Source organism: Bartonella sp. AP88HLJMH, from assembly GCF_042195605.1.
Taxonomy (GTDB): Bacteria; Pseudomonadota; Alphaproteobacteria; order Rhizobiales; family Rhizobiaceae; genus Bartonella.
In genome coordinates this window covers 67843-83693 of sequence record NZ_JBHIOR010000007.1, presented here as the reverse complement: position 1 = coordinate 83693, position 15851 = coordinate 67843, and the positions used below count along the sequence as shown (strand labels likewise).

Here is a 15851-nt window from a genome sequence, read left to right as displayed (position 1 = left end):
GATAGTATTTGTATTTTCCAATTTTCTGTGCCTGTTGACATAAATACAAGTAAGAGAAGTGAGATTGTTTTTTTTACAGCGTTTATGTTGTATAGGGAGCGTTATTAAGAGGGATTTTCTTTATTGAACTTTTACAATAATCCCACCAAATGATAAGCTTTCATCTAATGAAGCTATTCATTTTTTCCAGAAAGATATCAAGGATAATTTTTTATATTAAATCCAAAAGTGGAAAAATATTGGGTATTTTTATGTCCTTAACAATGTTTTATTGAAAGCTTGGAGATATTGGATAGTTGGAAAAGCTGTCAGAAAATTCAACAATTTAAGAAAAAAGTATGTTTATCAAAAGGTTTTCTAAGGCTGTAGATAATGGTTAATAATAAAATAATTTTTTAGAGAGGGTCTGTAGAATTAAATATTTGTTGCTCCTAAACGGATTTTAATAGGCACATTACCAGTTTGGCTCGCAACGCGTAAATGAATGCGTACAGGAGGCATTATGAGACGACGGTTGCGCATTGTTTGGCAAATGAGAAGGTTAACAAGAGACTGTGTATCTAATGCAGTAGAATTATATTTTAAACCAGTAAGTTTTGCGGCAGCATCGTGAAGAGAACGCAGTGAAAGGAGGGATGATTGCTTCAATAAAACTTCTTTTTTATGGAATGAAGCAAAAGCATTATCTGTCATAATACTATCCTTAACGCAGAATTCAAAAATTTTTAGTAGGCTACAGTATAGCAGTTAAAATTTGCTTTCTTTAATGTAGAGCAAGCGTCAAATGCAGCTTTTTTTGATTGAAACCCTGTAAAGCGCGCTCGGTAATAACGCTGCCCATTTTTTTCAAACAGTTGCATATGTGAAGATGCGTTCTTTAAAGTGGAAAAAGCTGTATTTTTTGCTTTTAAAAGTAGAGTTTTTGCTTGTTCTTCACTAGGAAGAGAACCAATTTGGATAGCCCATCCGGCATTTTCGGACAAAGAGACTGTTACAATTTTATGAGTCTCAGCCGGTATAGTTTTTTGAGGATTCGGTATTGGTATAATTACCTTATTGACAGCCGTTATTGCGATATTGGAGTTTTTAGGTTGTTCTGCAAATGCTGTCAACATAGTCGAAATTTCATCGTCAAAATTACTTGAATCAGCTTTAATGGTCGGTATAGGAGTATTGGCCCCAGTGGGTAAGTGATAGCGTACAGAAGCTATTAAACGTTCACCACTTTTCATTTGGCTTGCTTTGGGCAAATATTGATTCAATAAGCTAGCCATATGCTCGTCACGTGCAGTAGATGATTTACCTCCCATAACAACAGCGACAATAGAGCGCCCCTCAAGACGCATCGAAGTTGCTAAATTAGAACCTGACATTTGTGTGTAGCCTGTTTTAATTCCATCGACACCTTTCATTATTTTAACAAGTTTATTATGGCTGTTAATTTTATGTCCACGGAAATTAAAACTTTTTGTTTTGAACAATTTATATTGTTTGGGAAAATGTTTACGTAAAGCTAATGATAAAGTCGCTATATCTCGTGCTGTAGAATAATTGCGCACATCCGGAAGTCCTGAAGCATTTGCAAAATGTGTATGTTTCATGCCAAGTTTACGGGCTTTTACTGTCATCATTTGAGCGAATTTTTTTTCACTACCTCCAAGATATTCTGCAATGGCAGCAGCAACATCATTTGCGGATCTTGTAATGAGTGCTTTAGCTGCTGATTCTGCAGAAATTGTTTGGCCTGCTTTAAATCCAATTTTTGTCGGTGGACGCATTGCTGCATAATGTGAAACAGGAATTGGTGTATTTGGTGTCACACGACGCATCTGCATAGCTTCAAAGAGTAAGTATAATGTCATCATTTTTGTTAAAGAAGCAGGATAACGTTTCAGTGTTGCATTGGCTTGAAATAAAGTTTTTCCCGTAGTAGCATCTATAACAATAGCCGCATACTTATCAGGATAGGCCCCTTGAGGTGTGGCGGATGCCCAACAGTAAGAAAAAGCTAACATAACAAAAGAAATTGCTATTGTTTTACAGTAGCGCATAATTTTTTGATAATTAATATACACTTGCAGTATCCTATTTCTCCATTTATCCTAAAAAACTTCTATAAAGCTTCCTTTTCTGTAATTTATTGATGCAGTTTAGACGAATGGTATTACTAATTTGTTTACAGAAGTTATTTTATGAGTGAGTGATTGAAGTCTAACCATAGAGGGAAATTTTTTTCTAATACAAACAGGTATTGCAATAGTTATGAAAGAATTTAAAATTAATAAAAATGTGCTGCATGGAAAACGATAATGGGACAGATGCTCATAATAAACTCTATAGCTCATATTATGCATAATGAAAAGGGCAAGAATTGGGATGAAGGTAGGCATGGTGCGGTTATAATGCCTAAGGCTAGAGAAAAACTCGAAAAACCTAAATTATGTCGAGTTTTTTTGCTTAATGATGATTACACACCTATGGATTTTGTTGTTTTCGTTTTGAAGAACTTTTTTAAAAAAAGTTTCGAAGAGGCAACGCGGATAATGTTAAATGTTCATCACAATGGGATAGGAGAATGTGGGACTTACACTTATGAAGTCGCTGAAATGAAAATATTACAAGTGAGGGAATGTGCGCGTCAAAATGAACATCCGTTACAATGTGTAATGGAATGGAAGTGAGGAGCTATGCCATCTTTTACACCTAGTCTTGAAGAGGTTTTGCATCGTGCATTAACAATTGCTACTCAAGCACGGCATGAATATGCAACACTAGAGCATCTTCTACTTGCGCTGTTAGATGATGCCGATGCAAATTCCGTTATTCAGGCTTGCCAAGTAGATGTGGAGGAATTGCGAGAGCGCTTAACCAATTATCTTCGCTCAGAGTTAGATGAACAGATTAGAGCTGATGAGGATACAAAGCCTACAGCTTTTTTCCAGCGTGTTATCCAACGTGCGGTGATTCATGCACAATCAGCTGGAAAAGATGAAGTATCGGGGGCAAATGTTCTTGTTGCAATTTTTTCTGAACGTGAAAGCCATGCAGCATATTTTCTTCAAGAGATGGGAATGACACGCTACGATGCTGTACGTTTTATTTCACAGGGTGTCACGCGTGATGATGGGTTATCCATGTTACTTGAAGGACTTGAAGAGCAATTAGATCAGCAGATTTCGGATAATGGTGAAAGAGGAACAAGTGCTTTAACGAATTATTGTGTTGATCTCAATTGTAAAGCACGTAATGGAAAAATTGATTTATTAATTGGCCGTGAAATAGAAATTTCACGCATGATACAGATTTTATGTCGAAGGTCAAAAAACAATCCGCTTTTGGTTGGTGATCCTGGAGTAGGGAAAACAGCTATAATTGAGGGGTTGGCAAAGCGTATTGTTGATGGGCAAGTGCCTGAAGTTTTATCAAATGCAACAATATTTTCTCTTGATATGGGGGGACTTGTTGCAGGTACACGTTATCGCGGTGATTTTGAAGAACGCTTAAAGCAAGTTATTAAAGAGTTTGAGCTGTATCCAGATGCTATTTTATTTATTGATGAAATTCATACCTTAATTGGAGCAGGAGCGACATTAGGGGGAAATATGGATGCAGCAAATCTTTTGAAACCTGTGTTATCTTCTGGAACTATGCGATGTATTGGTTCGACGACTTACAGAGAATATCGCAAATTCTTTGAACAAGATCGTGCTTTAGAGCGTCGTTTTCAGAAGATTGATATTAATGAACCTTCTGTTACAGATGCGATTAAGATTTTGCAGGGGATGAAGCCTTACTTTGAAGATTTTCATCAGATTAAATATACAGATCAGGCGATGAAGGCATCTGTAGAATTATCTTCACGTTATATAATTGACCGTAGGTTACCTGACAAAGCAATTGATATTATTGATGAAAGTGGCGCAGCGCAAAAGCTTTTGCCACAAAAACAACGCAAGAAGAGTATAGGTGTTAAAGAAATTGAAGCGACTGTTGCTACAATTGCAAGAATTCCATCAAAAACAGTTTCCCGGAATGATCAGAAGATACTGAGTAAGCTTGAAAGAGAACTCAAACATGTTGTTTATGGTCAAGATCAGGCAATTTCCGTCTTAGTTTCATCCATAAAATTGGCGCGAGCAGGTTTACGCGAACCGGATAAACCAATAGGAAGTTATTTATTTTCAGGACCAACAGGTGTAGGAAAAACTGAAGTTGCAAAACAGCTTGCATCATCTTTAGGCATTGAATTATTGCGTTTTGATATGTCAGAATATATGGAACGGCATACGGTAGCACGTTTAATCGGAGCACCTCCAGGTTATATAGGGTTTGATCAAGGAGGTCTCCTTACAGATGCCGTTGATCAGAAACCTCACGCAGTTCTATTGCTAGATGAGATTGAGAAAGCGCATCCAGAGTTATTTAATATTTTATTGCAGGTAATGGATTATGGTAGATTAACAGACCATAATGGTAAGAAAATTGATTTCCGCAATGTTATTTTGATTATGACAACCAATGCTGGTGCTTCAGATATGGCAAAATCAGCTATTGGATTTGGGAAAGTACATCGTGATGGTGAGGATATAGAAGCAATCAATCGGTTATTTACACCAGAATTTCGTAATCGGTTAGATGCAATTATTCCGTTTGCACCGTTATCTCATTTAATCATCAATCAGATAGTGCAAAAATTTATTTTTCAGCTTGAAGCACAATTAGCTGATCGGGGAATTTGTTTTGAATTAAGCCCTTCTGCAACTTTATGGCTTTCTAATAAAGGATATGATTCTCAGATGGGAGCACGCCCATTAGGGCGTGTTATACAAGAATATATTAAAAAGCCATTAGCTGATGAAATTTTATTTGGAAAGTTACGCAATGGTGGTACCGTTCGCGTATTGACACAAAAATCAAATGGTAAAAAAGAAAGCTTACAGTTAGAAATTTCATCTTCCGATATATCTGTAAGTTCAAAGAAAAGTAAAATGGAAAACTTTACAAAAAAACGTGTAGGAAAAAAAAGCACAACAACTTAAGAGTGTGTTATAAAGCTGCACGAATTTTTTTTGCATTCTCTTCAAGTATTTCTGGAGGCGTTACCATATCATTATGAGGGGTAAGCTCTATTCCCTCCATACGTGGTATAATATGAAAATGAAGGTGATAGACGGTTTGTTGACTAGCTGCTTCATTAAATTGCATGACAGTTATGCCATCTGCTTGAAAGGCTTTTTTGACAGCATTTGCAATTTTTTGAACAGCTTTAATAACAGGAAATAATGTTTCAGGATCTGCATCAAGTAAGTTTCTAGAGCCTTTTTTAGGAATGACCAGCGTATGACCTGGTGCCTGTGGCATGATATCCATAAATCCAATAACATCATCATCTTCGTAGACACGAACAGAAGGGATTTCATTGCGAATCAATTTAGCAAAAATATTGTTATTGTCATAAGCTTGTTTCATACAAATATTTCCTTTTATCGTAAGTTTAAGATTCTAATTTAAAAACGAAAAAATGCAAGGTTTATCAGAGTGTAAGACAAAGAAGTATTTTGACTTCAGTTATATTTAGGATAATGCACTGTCTTAATGAAGGTTTAGATTTCTATGATGGCTTCAACTTCTACAGGAACATCCATAGGAAGAGAGGCAACACCAATAGCAGAACGGGCGTGTTTTCCAATTTCACCAAGGATATTGACGAATAAATTAGAAGCTCCATTGGCAACAAAAGGAATATCGGTAAAATGAGAATCTACAGCCACAAAAACAGTAATTTTGACCACACGTTTTATTTTATTTAAGTCACCCAGAGTTGCCTTGAGTTGCGCGAGAATATTGAGAGCGCAAGCTTCAGATGCTTTTTGGGCTTGTTCGGTATTCACAGTTGCACCAACTTTACCGATGGCTATTGGTTTTCCATTAATAAGAGGGAGTTGTCCAGAAATAAAGAGTTGATTGCCACTTTGTGAAGTGGTGATGTAATTGGCAAGGGGGGAGATTACTTCAGGAAGAGTGATTCCAAATTTTTCTAAGTTTTTTTCAATCATATTGGTCATAATTTTAACTCCATAGCTGCTCTATAATATATTCATTGCATAATCTATTTTTTGATTTAAGAAAATGTGTGGTTAATTGAGAAATTAACCTTTTTTGCCTTATTGTATGATGTTATGCAACGGGGATAAAGTTCGGAAGTTGGGAATGATTAGATCATTATTTATAATAATTTTATATATTGTTTTTTTATGTACTGCGAGAGCTGAAGAGCGCATTTTTATTGTGCCTCATCGAGCAATTTATGATTTTCATCTCGATAGTGTTTCTCATGAAATGACAATTTCTGCGATGTCAGGACGAATGGTTTACGAGCTTACTGGTTCGGCATGCCAAGGCTATAGCACACGTTTTCGTTTCATTAGCCGTGTTCACATTGAAGATATGCCAGTACGTTTGACGGATCAACAGACGACGAGTTATGAAACAGGAGACAGCCGTACATTTCGTTTTAATATTACAGATCAAGAGGGAGAAGAGGTTGTGCATCGTGCCGAGGGGGTTGCGGAGCGTACGCAAGATGGTATCACAGTTACCTTAAAAAAGCCAAAGGAAAAAGAGTATAAGCTTGCAATGGCTGAATTTCCAATGATGCAACTAAAAAATATTATCCGCCATGCAAAAGCAGGAGATCATTTTTACAATGTTACTGTATTTGATGGGACAAATAAAGCAGATAAAGTTATAAAAGAAAGTATCGTCATAGGGGAAAAGAAGACACTTTTATCTGATAGCGAAACGGAAAAAGTAAGAAAATTGGATGAAGAAGAATATTGGCCTGTTACAATTTCTTATTTTGATGATGGAGAAAATAAAGATGGTTTGCCGGTTTATCGTAGCAGTTTTCTCTTACATGAGAATGGTGTCATGCGTGATCTTCATATAGATTATGGAACTTTTTCAGTGCGTGCAAAATTGAACAGTCTCGAATTCTTGGAACTTGGAAAAGATCTTAATCAATGTGAAAATGCAAATATTAAATGATTAAAGAAAATAACTTGAAAAAGAATCAAATATTAGTATGTTTGCGCTATTCCACACGCGGAGTCTGGGTGTTTGCAAATGATCTGTGAGAAACTTCTAGCAAGCATCCGCCGGTAGCAGGTCTTCCTGCTTTTTCCGCGGAGGTTGAACCGGAAAGGATAAGATTTATGGCACTACCCGATTTTACTATGCACCAGCTTTTAGAAGCCGGTGTGCATTTTGGTCACCAGACTCATCGCTGGAATCCCAAAATGACTCCCTATATTTATGGTCAGCGTAATAATATCCATATTATTGACCTTGCTCAGACCGTTCCACTTTTACACCAAGCACTTAAACTTGTTTCAGATACTGTAGCGCGTGGTGGTCGTATTCTCTTTGTTGGTACGAAACGACAAGCATCTGACATTATCGCAGATGCGGCGAATCGTTCTGCCCAGTATTACGTTAATGCACGTTGGCTTGGCGGCATGCTCACAAACTGGAAAACGATTTCCAATTCGATCCATCGTTTGCGGAAGCTTGACAAAATTCTTGCTGCTGAAGCGCAAGGCTTTACTAAAAAGGAACGTTTAAATCTTGAACGTGATCGTGAAAAGCTTAATCGTGCGCTTGGTGGTATTAAAGATATGGGTTCTGTTCCAGATCTTATCTTTGTTATCGATACGAATAAAGAAAATATTGCACTCCAAGAAGCAAAACGTTTAGGTATTCCAGTGATTGCTATTATTGATACCAATTGTGATCCCGATGACGTAACACATCCAATACCAGGTAATGACGATGCTTCACGTGCAATTTTTCTTTATTGCGATCTTTTTGCCCGTGCTGCTCTTGATGGTATTGCACGCCAGCAAGGAGCAATGGGTATCGATTTAGGAGCTCAAGTTGATGCACCTGTGGAGCCTATTTTGGAAGAAAATGCAGTTTCAGAAGTTTCTGAATAATATAAAATGCCTAATTAAGGTACTTTTATTGTCTAAAGAAGAAGTTATAGGCGTGCAGAGGGATTTTGCACGCTTTCACTGTTATAAAATAAAGAGGCAAATATGAGCATTACTGCTGCACAAGTAAAAGAACTTCGAGAACTATCTGGCGCTGGTATGATGGACTGTAAAGCCGCCCTAGCAGAGACCAATGGTGATATGGAAGCTGCTGTTGATTGGCTTCGTAAAAAAGGAATAGCTAAAGCAGATAAAAAGGCTGGTCGTACAGCAGCTGAGGGATTAATCGGAGTCGTATCAAAAGATTCATATGCAGTTTTGGTTGAGATTAATTCTGAAACAGATTTTGTTGCGCGCAATGATGGATTCCAAGACATCGTGCGTAAAGTAGCAACTGCTGCCTTAGATACGCCAGGGGATGTTGAATCTGTTTCTGTTTCTCTTTATCCAGGTTCTGAGAAGACTGTAGAGCTTACGATTAAAGATGCAATTGGTACAATTGGCGAAAATATGACATTTCGTCGTTCCGCTAAATTGTCTGTTGAGAATGGTGTTGTTGCGACTTATATACACAATAGTGTGGCTGATGGGCTTGGAAAACTTGGTGTTTTGGTTGCGATTGAAACAACAGGAAATAAGGAAGCTGCTCTTGCTTTTGGACGGCAGGTCGCGATGCATATTGCGGCAACCAATCCATTAGCACTTACAGCACAAGATGTTGATGCTGCTGCTGTTGAGCGAGAAAAAGCAATTTTTTCAGATCAAGCGCGTCAGTCTGGAAAACCTGAAAATATCATTGAAAAAATGGTAGAAGGACGTATGCGTAAGTTTTTTGAGGAGGTTGTTTTGCTTTCTCAAGCTTTTGTTATGAATCCTGATATAACTGTTGAGGCCGCTCTAAAGGATGCTGAGAAATCAATTGGTGCTCCAGCAAAAATTACAGGCTTTATTCGTTTTGCATTAGGTGAAGGTGTGGAAAAAGAGGAGTCTGATTTTGCTGCAGAGGTTGCTGCTGCTGTAAAAGGCTAGTTATTGCAAACTCTTGATCAGAGATTTAAAGTCATATCATTGGTTGTAGAATCTCTGAGGGGAACAATGTAATTGTTGAGAGGGCGTCACGTGAAAAAAGTGGTGCCCTTCGTGATGTCAAAAGCAAAAAGTAAATGGGCTTTTGGGGAGATTATGAATGGCATTAGCACTTCCGTATAAACGTATTCTTTTAAAGGCTTCTGGTGAAGCTCTTATGGGAGGGCAGAATTTTGGCATTGATGTTTCTGTTGTAGACCGTATTGCCGCTGATATTGCAGAAGTGCGCACAATGGGGATAGAAGTTGCGGTTGTTATCGGTGGGGGAAATATTTTTCGTGGCGTTGCTGTTGCTTCGCATGGTGGGGACCGAGTGACAGGTGATCATATGGGAATGCTTGCAACTGCTATTAACTCTTTAGCATTGCGAACATCTTTGACAAAATTAGGGGTTGAAACTGTTGTACTCTCTGCGATTGCTATGCCACAAATTTGTGAAAGTTTCTCGCAACGTAAAGCAATAGCTTATATGAATCAGGGAAAAGTTGTTATTTTTGCAGGTGGTACAGGAAATCCATTTTTTACCACTGATTCTGCTGCTACTTTACGTGCAGCAGAAATTGGTGCGGATGTCCTTCTTAAAGGAACACAAGTTGATGGTATTTATTCAGCAGATCCCAAAATAGACCCTACGGCTAAGCGTTTTGACCAATTAACACATGTTGAAGTTTTGCAATGGGGATTATCTGTTATGGATTCAACGGCGGTCACTTTAGCACGTGAGAACAATGTACCGATTATTGTGTACTCCATTCATGAAAAAGGCGGTTTGGCTAAGGTCTTGAATGGAACAGGACGCTTTACAATAGTATCGGAATAAGGGTAAGCTTCAAAGGACAATTGAAGGAGACAGAAATATGAATGTTACATCAATTATGGATGATCTGAAACGTCGCATGGATGGTGCCATTACGGCTTTTAAACATGAATTAGGTGGTTTGCGGACTGGACGTGCATCGGCCAGTTTATTAGAACCGTTGACCGTTGAATCTTATGGTTCTGTTGTGCATATAAATCAGGTTGCTAATATTTCTGTTCCCGAACCTCGGATGCTTTCTGTTTCTGTATGGGATAAAACGATGGTCGGAGCTATAGAGCGCGCTATTCGCGATTCTGGTCTTGGTTTAAATCCCATAACTGATGGTACGAATCTACGTATTCCTTTGCCTGAATTGAATGAAGAGCGCCGTAAAGAACTTGTAAAAATTGCGCATCACTATGCAGAGCAAGCGCGTGTTGCTACACGTCATGTTCGTCGGGATGGTCTGGACAATTTGAAAAAGTTAGAAAAAGATGGTGAAATTGGACAAGATGAAGCCCATAGTTTGTCTGAAAAAGTTCAAAAACTCACGGATGAAACTATTGCTGATATTGATAAAATTTTAGCCGTAAAAGAATCTGAAATTATGCACGTTTAAGACGATTTTGTCACTAGAAAAAGGATATTTACTCCCAGCCTGTAAATTGTTTCTAGGGATAATTGTAGGGAGTGGTGTGCTCTGTGGTAGCAAGGTGTGATGCAGGAAGGTGTTCTATCATTTTGATATGGGAGAGACTGATTTGATATGGGAGAGACTGATTTGAAAGGGCAGATGTTTTTATTTTTTAGTCTGCGTGATAAATCATGCCCTTTGCTGGGAGACACTATTTAACAGCATGGTGCGGGTTTTTAGTTGAGCACGTCTTTGTTAAAATGCATAATGAAAGCATTATTAGAAATTATTCAAATATTCTAAGATGAAGGTTGAGGAAAGAATATAATGCAAAAAAACAAGTCTAACCTTTCTCTTATTTCTCATTATAAAACATGTGAGTATAATTGATCAAGCAGATGTTATGTGGCGTAATTCATTTTTTAATGACGAATAGTTGATAGAAAAGTGTTTTTATACGAAACCTATATTAGTTAATTTGTATGGGGCAGAGGTAACTGCTTTTTCATTTTATATTTGAGAAAATATTAAAAAAATATTTTATAATTTTGACGGAGATTTTTGAAGCTGTTTTCATTGATTATTAGTTTCATAAGCGCTATCTTAGTAGACTGAATTATTTATGATAAATTATAAGAGAAATTATACAGGTATGAGATAAAAATACTGCGTAGGGGAGTTTTTCTTGCGTTAATTTTAGAGCTTGTATTTTCTATTTTTATTGTTTGGATGTTGTTTTGTCTAATTTGGTTTATCGTATTCTGACAGCTTTTGTTTTTGGCATTATTGCGTTGTATCTAACATGGTTGGGAGGAAACTTCTTTTTTTTATTTGTATGGTGTATTGGCGGTTTTGTTCTTTATGAGTGGATGAGTATTACTAAAGAGAAATGGTGTATTTTACAAAAAATATTAGCAAGTATCTTTTATTTAATCTTTGGCTTTTTTTTAGTATTGAGTGTATCTGCTTCATTGATTTTTTGTGTTTTAATCGTTTTAGCTACAGTGTTAGCTATTATATCTATAAAAAAGAGTGGTTGGGTTTTTTGTGGTTTTTTATATGCATCTTTTCCTGTTGTTGCTTTATGCTTTCTACGGGATCATGAAATGTTGGGGTTCCAAGTTGTTATTTTCTTATTTACGATAGTGTGGGGAACAGATATTGGTGGTTATTTTATCGGACGTGCATTAGGGGGCCCTAAATTAGCACCACAATTTTCTCCTAATAAAACATGGTCAGGAGCACTTGGTGGTACATTTGTCGGAGTTTTCGGTGGTATATGGGTTGCTTTTGGATTTTTTGATATAAATTTAGCCAGTTTTTTTGTGCCACTCCTTACACTTGTTTTGTCAATTGTTTCACAATTGAGTGATTTAGGGCAATCATGGCTCAAAAGACGGTTTTCTGTTAAAGATTCTAGTTCTTTATTGCCTGGACATGGTGGTTTTATGGATCGTATAGATGGATTGGTAGGGGCAGCTTTTCTTCTTTATTTAATTGGTTCATTTATGTCTGATATGGATGCGCCTTTTAATCTTTTTAGTATGATCTAATTGGGAGAAGATAGTTTGGAACTTTTAAATCATATCGTCACTATGGGTGATTTTCTTTTAAGAAGTTTGAGTATTCTTTTCATCATTATGATTATCATTTTTGTGCACGAATTTGGGCACTATCTCATTGGTCGGTGGTGTGGTATTAAGGCGTTAATTTTTTCGCTTGGATTTGGACCAGAAATAGCGAGTTATACAGATAAGCATGGCACGAAGTGGCGTTTAGCACTTATCCCCTTAGGAGGTTATGTAAAATTTGTTGGGGATGAGGAAAAAATCGATACGGAATCATCCCAATCATCTCTGATTGTTGATGGTTCATTTGCTAGTGCGCATGCTTGGAAAAAAGCAGCAACTGTTTTTGCCGGTCCTTTCTTCAATGCCCTTTTTACTGTTGTTATTCTAACATTTTTTTTCTTTATCTATGGTCGTGTAGCCATTGAGCCCGTTGTTGGTTCTTTGGTAAAAGATAGCCCTGCTCTTCAATCCGGTTTGGAATTAGGTGATCGTTTTGTTGAAATGGATGGACGACGGGTTGAAAGCTTTGAAGATTTGATGAATTATGTAGCTTTTCACGGAAGAGAACCCATAGAGTTTAAAATAGAACGCATGGGGCGAGTCTTTACAACGATGATTACCCCGAAAGTCGTTGAGCGAGATGATGGATTTGGTAATCGAACACGAAGTGCTATGATAGGTGTAGGTGTTCCTGTTGATTTAAATAATCCTGCACGTTTAGATCCAACTTATATAAAACATATTCGCTATGGTTTTGTAACAGCTGTAAGAAAAGCGTCAGACCGTACTGTGTTTATCGCCACTCAAACCGTTCTTTTTATGAGTCGTTTAATAGGAGGCAAAGAGGATCGTTGTCGGCTAAGTGGACCTTCTAAAACCGTTAAAATTGCTTGGAAAGTGAGCGAGACAGGTTTTATCTCTTTGTTGAATTTGGCAGCTTTTCTTTCAATAAGTGTTGGGCTTATTAACCTTTTTCCGATTCTACCGCTTGACGGTGGGCATCTTTTATTGCATGTCATTGAGGTCATTACTGGGAGGAAAATATCTGCTAAAATTCAGGGAATCGTTTTTCGTTTAGGTTTTTCCATTCTTCTCCTTTTTATGATCTTTGTCTTTTTTAATGATTATTTTTGTTGGTTTAGCTAATTAAATTATGGAAAACGCTTTATAAATTAAGTAATAATAGCAAAAACAAATTGAAGGTTGTTTACCATGTCTACAAAATGTTGTGGCGTTGTACATTATAATGAGTAATTAAGGAATGAAAAGTCTCGCTGTAAAAAGGTTGTTATGGCAGTTAGCTTTTAAGGCATCATGTCCAAGGAACGAGAGTAAGGTAAAAAAGCCAATGACTACGAATTCAAAGTTTTTAAATGCAGCATCTGTATTGGTGTTAAAGATGGGGATGATTGCCCCAGCAACGGTTTTTATGTCAATTGCTGCGGTCGGAGAAATACAAGCGTCTGTAGTCCGCTCTATTGAGGTTCGTGGGAATAAGTTTGTAAGTTCTCAGGCGATTCGAGACAATATGGGGATTAAGGTTGGGCAAGGTGTTTCCAGTGGTGATGTTGATAGTGCTGTGAAGAACCTTTTCGAATTGGGTTTATTTTATGATGTTAAAATAAATCCGGTGGGTGATAAATTGGTTGTATTCGTAAAAGAATATGAGGTTGTCAATCAAATATTGTTTCAAGGAAATAAATCTTTTAAAGACCCAGATCTTAAGCGGTTTATTTCTTTAAAACCGAATGAGCCTTTTAATTCTGCTAAGCTTTCTGCTGATATAAATACAATTCGTGAGGCTTATAAAACTCTTGGTCGTAATAATATCACTGTTAACGTTCAAACGATTAACCTTGGAAAAGGGCGGGTTAATGTGGTATTTAATGTCGTTGAAGGGAAAAAAACAAAGATTGGTGATATCACTTTTAAGGGAAATAATGTCTTTGGAAGTCGCCGTTTGCGTGATGTGATTTCAACAAAAACTTCGGGAATTTTTTCGAAGTTATTGGGAGGTGATGTTTACAGTGAAGAGCGCCTCGCTGTTGATGAAGAAGCTTTACGTCGCTTTTATTATAACCGTGGTTATGCAGATTTTCGTGTAGTCTCTTCTAAAGCAACTTTTGATGCAGCAAGCAATACGTATAAAATTTCTTTCGTTCTTGATGAGGGTGCGCTCTATAAAATTAGCGATATTCAGGTTGAAAGTGATGTTGATGGAATTGACGTTCAATCTGTGAAAAGGATACTTAAAACCCAGCCAGGTAATGTTTATAGTGCAGAAGATATTGAACAGTCTGTTGCAACTATTAATAACAAAGTTGCTGATTCGGGATATGCTTTTGCTAAAGTTGAACCGCGGGGAAATCGTAATTTAGCAAATCATACAATTTCAATTTTATATAATATTGAACAGGGAACACGTGCTTATATTCAACGTATTGATATACGTGGCAATGAGAAAACGCGTGATTACGTCATTCGCCGTGAGATTGATTTAAACGAAGGAGATGCTTACAATCAAACTTTATTACAGCGGGCAAAACGTCGTCTAGAAAGTTTAGGTTTCTTCAAAGCCGTTAATATTTCAATGGTTCCTACAGATCAATCTGACCAAGTTGTTTTGGTAATAGATGTCGTTGAAGCTTCAACAGGAGATCTCTCTCTTTCTGGAGGGTATACAACAGGGGGAACAAGTCCTGGTATGTCACTTGAAGTTTCTGTTACTGAACGTAATCTTGGGGGACGTGGTCAATATGTTCGTTTAGGATTAGGTGCGGGGCAAGAAAAATCTCGTAATTATAATTTATCATTTGTTGATCCTTATTTCTTAGGGTATCGTTTATCTGCTGGTGTTGATGTTTTTCGTAGTACTTATCGTGCTGATAAAGCCTATGATGTACGGCAGACAGGTGGATCGCTGCGGTTTTCGTTACCTATTAATAATCAATTATCTGCTAATGTAGCTTATTCTTATGTGCAGGAAGAATATGATTTTGGCGGAGAGTATGATTTTGACAAAGAGAGTGACATAATAGAATTATATGGGAAATATTCTGGTGCGATTGTTCAAGCTGCAAAACACAGCCCTTGGAAACGTTCATCAATTAGTTATGGTTTCACCTATAATACGATTGATGATATGAGATCCCCCCATGATGGGTGGTACGTGCATCTGCTTCAGGAATATGCAGGGCTTGGTGGGAGTGCAAAGTTCTTGAAGACCACGGGTAAGGCGATGATGTACAAGACTCTTTCTGACCAGAAGGATATTGTTGGTTTGCTTTCCTTTGGGGGTGGTTATATCCACGGAATGGGCCGAGATGGTGTTCGTATTTTCGATATGTTTAAAGTAAATTCTGATATGATTCGAGGGTTCAAATATAATGGAATAGGTCCGCGTCAGGTTTCTAGTAAGGGTGAGGTTTATTTCTTGGGGGGAACGACATATATGAATGCGACTGCTGAAGTACAGTTCCCTATCCCTGTCGTTCCTGAAGGATTTGGGTTGCGCGGTGCTTTATTTGCAGATATTGCCACGCTTTATGGCAATAATTATAAAGCCGTTTTTAAGGGTGAACCATCTGTTACCAATACCAAAAGTGCTTGGCGTTCATCTGCAGGTGTGAGTTTGATGTGGGATTCTCCGTTTGGTCCTTTGCGTTTTGATTATGCTTGGCCAATAACGAAGCAGGAAGGTGATCGTTTGCAACAATTGAACTTTGGTATTTCTACGAAGTTCTGATTTGAGCGATTTTAAGAAGGAAAAA

The 15851-nt window shown here is 37.5% G+C and carries 14 protein-coding genes; 10 read left to right on the top strand and 4 right to left on the bottom strand.

The window, feature by feature from the left end; genetic code table 11:
• Positions 1–414 precede the first annotated feature (414 nt).
• Entirely contained in the window at positions 415–693 is a 279-nt protein-coding gene (locus ACFIMA_RS05020) for a hypothetical protein (RefSeq protein ID WP_375612117.1), read from the bottom strand.
• A gap of 32 nt (positions 694–725) precedes the next feature.
• On the bottom strand, positions 726–2075 hold the full coding sequence (locus ACFIMA_RS05015) for a D-alanyl-D-alanine carboxypeptidase (RefSeq protein WP_375620781.1): 1350 nt from the start codon (positions 2073–2075) through the stop codon (positions 726–728).
• 234 nt (positions 2076–2309) lie between these two features.
• Between ACFIMA_RS05015 and clpS the strand changes: the two genes are divergently transcribed.
• Both clpS and clpA read left to right on the top strand, forming a co-directional pair.
• Entirely contained in the window at positions 2310–2681 is a 372-nt protein-coding gene (clpS, locus tag ACFIMA_RS05010; RefSeq protein ID WP_375612119.1) for an ATP-dependent Clp protease adapter ClpS, read from the top strand.
• A 6-nt stretch (positions 2682–2687) separates the two neighbouring features.
• Positions 2688–5039: an ATP-dependent Clp protease ATP-binding subunit ClpA gene (gene clpA, locus ACFIMA_RS05005; protein ID WP_375613468.1), complete on the top strand. Its 2352-nt coding sequence runs from the start codon at positions 2688–2690 to the stop codon at positions 5037–5039.
• A 7-nt stretch (positions 5040–5046) separates the two neighbouring features.
• Here clpA and ACFIMA_RS05000 read toward each other — a convergent pair whose 3' ends face one another.
• Positions 5047–5469 (bottom strand): HIT family protein, encoded by a 423-nt coding sequence (locus ACFIMA_RS05000; protein ID WP_375607220.1) that lies wholly within the window; start codon positions 5467–5469, stop codon positions 5047–5049.
• A 134-nt stretch (positions 5470–5603) separates the two neighbouring features.
• Complete coding sequence (locus ACFIMA_RS04995; RefSeq protein ID WP_375607219.1) at positions 5604–6065, bottom strand: RidA family protein; 462 nt, start codon at positions 6063–6065, stop codon at positions 5604–5606.
• Between the two features lie 145 nt (positions 6066–6210).
• Between ACFIMA_RS04995 and ACFIMA_RS04990 the strand changes: the two genes are divergently transcribed.
• The 8 genes from ACFIMA_RS04990 to bamA all read left to right on the top strand — a co-directional run bounded on the left by ACFIMA_RS04990 (position 6211) and on the right by bamA (position 15826).
• Positions 6211–7047 (top strand): cell envelope integrity EipB family protein, encoded by an 837-nt coding sequence (locus ACFIMA_RS04990; RefSeq protein WP_375612121.1) that lies wholly within the window; start codon positions 6211–6213, stop codon positions 7045–7047.
• Positions 7048–7214: 167 nt separating this feature from the next.
• Entirely contained in the window at positions 7215–7994 is a 780-nt protein-coding gene (rpsB, locus tag ACFIMA_RS04985; protein ID WP_375693157.1) for a 30S ribosomal protein S2, read from the top strand.
• Positions 7995–8096: 102 nt separating this feature from the next.
• Complete coding sequence (gene tsf, locus ACFIMA_RS04980) at positions 8097–9020, top strand: translation elongation factor Ts (RefSeq protein ID WP_375693156.1); 924 nt, start codon at positions 8097–8099, stop codon at positions 9018–9020.
• A 157-nt stretch (positions 9021–9177) separates the two neighbouring features.
• Positions 9178–9897, top strand: a complete 720-nt coding sequence (gene pyrH, locus ACFIMA_RS04975; RefSeq protein ID WP_273790666.1) for a UMP kinase — start codon at positions 9178–9180, stop codon at positions 9895–9897.
• A 37-nt stretch (positions 9898–9934) separates the two neighbouring features.
• A complete protein-coding gene (frr, locus tag ACFIMA_RS04970) occupies positions 9935–10495 on the top strand; it encodes a ribosome recycling factor (protein ID WP_375693155.1) in 561 nt (186 codons plus the stop codon).
• 752 nt (positions 10496–11247) lie between these two features.
• Entirely contained in the window at positions 11248–12063 is an 816-nt protein-coding gene (locus ACFIMA_RS04965; protein ID WP_375613469.1) for a phosphatidate cytidylyltransferase, read from the top strand.
• A 15-nt stretch (positions 12064–12078) separates the two neighbouring features.
• Positions 12079–13227: an RIP metalloprotease gene (locus ACFIMA_RS04960; RefSeq protein ID WP_375613470.1), complete on the top strand. Its 1149-nt coding sequence runs from the start codon at positions 12079–12081 to the stop codon at positions 13225–13227.
• Between the two features lie 202 nt (positions 13228–13429).
• Positions 13430–15826 carry an outer membrane protein assembly factor BamA gene (gene bamA, locus ACFIMA_RS04955; RefSeq protein ID WP_375653107.1) on the top strand — a complete coding sequence of 799 codons (2397 nt, stop codon included), beginning with the start codon at positions 13430–13432 and terminating at the stop codon, positions 15824–15826.
• The last annotated feature ends 25 nt before the right edge of the window (positions 15827–15851 follow it).

Bases quoted from the DNA above. Each gene is read 5' to 3' on its own strand.
- ACFIMA_RS04995 (WP_375607219.1), bottom strand. From the start codon at position 6,065: ATGACCAATATGATTGAAAAAAACTTAGAAAAATTTGGAATCACTCTT.
- ACFIMA_RS04990 (WP_375612121.1), top strand. From the start codon at position 6,211: ATGATTAGATCATTATTTATAATAATTTTATATATTGTTTTTTTATGT.
- frr (WP_375693155.1), top strand. From the start codon at position 9,935: ATGAATGTTACATCAATTATGGATGATCTGAAACGTCGCATGGATGGT.
- rpsB (WP_375693157.1), top strand. From the start codon at position 7,215: ATGGCACTACCCGATTTTACTATGCACCAGCTTTTAGAAGCCGGTGTG.
- pyrH (WP_273790666.1), top strand. From the start codon at position 9,178: ATGGCATTAGCACTTCCGTATAAACGTATTCTTTTAAAGGCTTCTGGT.
- bamA (WP_375653107.1), top strand. From the start codon at position 13,430: ATGACTACGAATTCAAAGTTTTTAAATGCAGCATCTGTATTGGTGTTA.
- clpS (WP_375612119.1), top strand. From the start codon at position 2,310: ATGGGACAGATGCTCATAATAAACTCTATAGCTCATATTATGCATAAT.
- ACFIMA_RS05000 (WP_375607220.1), bottom strand. From the start codon at position 5,469: ATGAAACAAGCTTATGACAATAACAATATTTTTGCTAAATTGATTCGC.
- tsf (WP_375693156.1), top strand. From the start codon at position 8,097: ATGAGCATTACTGCTGCACAAGTAAAAGAACTTCGAGAACTATCTGGC.
- clpA (WP_375613468.1), top strand. From the start codon at position 2,688: ATGCCATCTTTTACACCTAGTCTTGAAGAGGTTTTGCATCGTGCATTA.
- ACFIMA_RS05020 (WP_375612117.1), bottom strand. From the start codon at position 693: ATGACAGATAATGCTTTTGCTTCATTCCATAAAAAAGAAGTTTTATTG.